The following is a 1,135-nucleotide window of genomic DNA, read 5'->3' as shown; positions in this document are numbered from 1 at the left end:
GCCGGTGGCCGCCGTGGCCGCGGTCGCGCTGGTGGGCGGGGTCGCCGCGACCCGGTCCGGGCGTGAGGGGACGGCCTTCACACTGACCGCCGTGACCGTCCTGGCCGCGTCCGTCACGCTGTTCGGGTCGCTGTTCCCGAACGTCCTGCCCTCGACGACCGACCCGGCGTTCCACCTGACCGTGGCGAACGCGGCCTCGGCCGACTACACGCTGACGGTGATGACCTGGGTGGCCGCGGTGTTCCTGCCGCTGGTCCTCCTCTACCAGGGGTGGAGCTACTGGGTGTTCCGCAGGAGGGTGACGGGCGCGCAGGTCACCGGCGAGCGGGTGACCGGGGAGGGGACCGCCGGCTCGACGGGCCCCGCCCCGACCCCCGCCCCGTAGACACCGCGCGCGGAACGCACCGTACGCATCGCCCCGTACGGATCGCCCGGCGTTTCGCGCGCGGCACACCCGTGGTGGGAGCCTCCGCCGGCGTTGTCCACAGGCCGGGCGGGAGGGGAGGCGCGAAGCCGGCCGGGTGAGTAGGGTCCTCGAAGACGGCCGCTTCGGCCGCGCACCGATCTCCCGGAAAGGAGGCCCGGTTGAAACCGCTCGACCCACGCCTGGTGCGGACCGCCGACGCGGTCCGGGCCCATCTGGCCGTCTCAGTGGTCAGCGGTGTGCTCGTCACCGGGCTGATCCTGGTCCAGGCGTGGCTGCTCGCCCACGCGATCACCGGGGCGGCGGGCGGCGCCGGGATGGACACGCTGGGGTGGTCGGTCGCCGCGGTGGCGGGGGTCGCCGTCCTTCGGGCGCTGCTGTCGTACGCGGCGGAGGCCTCCGCCCTGCACAGCGCCGCCCGCACCAAGTCGCAGCTGCGCCGACGCCTGGTCGCGCACGTGACCGGTTCCGGACGGGTGTGGACCGCCGAACCGGGAGCCGACGGCGAACCGGGCTCCCCCAAGGCGGGTGAGCTGGTCACCCTCGCCACCCGGGGCCTGGACGCGCTCGACGACTACTTCGCCCGCTATCTGCCCCAGCTCGTCCTGGCCGCGATCGTCCCGCTCGCGGTCCTGGCGGTGGTGTTCTGGGCCGACTGGATCTCGGGGATCGTCATCCTGGTGACGCTGCCGCTGATCCCGATCTTCATGG

2 protein-coding genes are annotated in these 1,135 nt (G+C 74.1%); both read left to right on the top strand.

What is annotated here, in order from left to right:
- Positions 1-385 (top strand): cytochrome d ubiquinol oxidase subunit II (locus D471_RS0108315; RefSeq protein ID WP_017598188.1); only part of this gene is annotated, 385 nt, incomplete at its 5' end.
- A gap of 200 nt (positions 386-585) precedes the next feature.
- A partial coding sequence (locus D471_RS33515; RefSeq protein WP_040688886.1) for an ABC transporter transmembrane domain-containing protein occupies positions 586-1,135 on the top strand: 550 nt, incomplete at its 3' end.

This window comes from Nocardiopsis lucentensis DSM 44048 (genome assembly GCF_000341125.1).
Lineage (GTDB): Bacteria > Actinomycetota > Actinomycetes > Streptosporangiales > Streptosporangiaceae > Nocardiopsis > Nocardiopsis lucentensis.
This window is presented reverse-complemented; position numbering and strand designations above follow the sequence as displayed.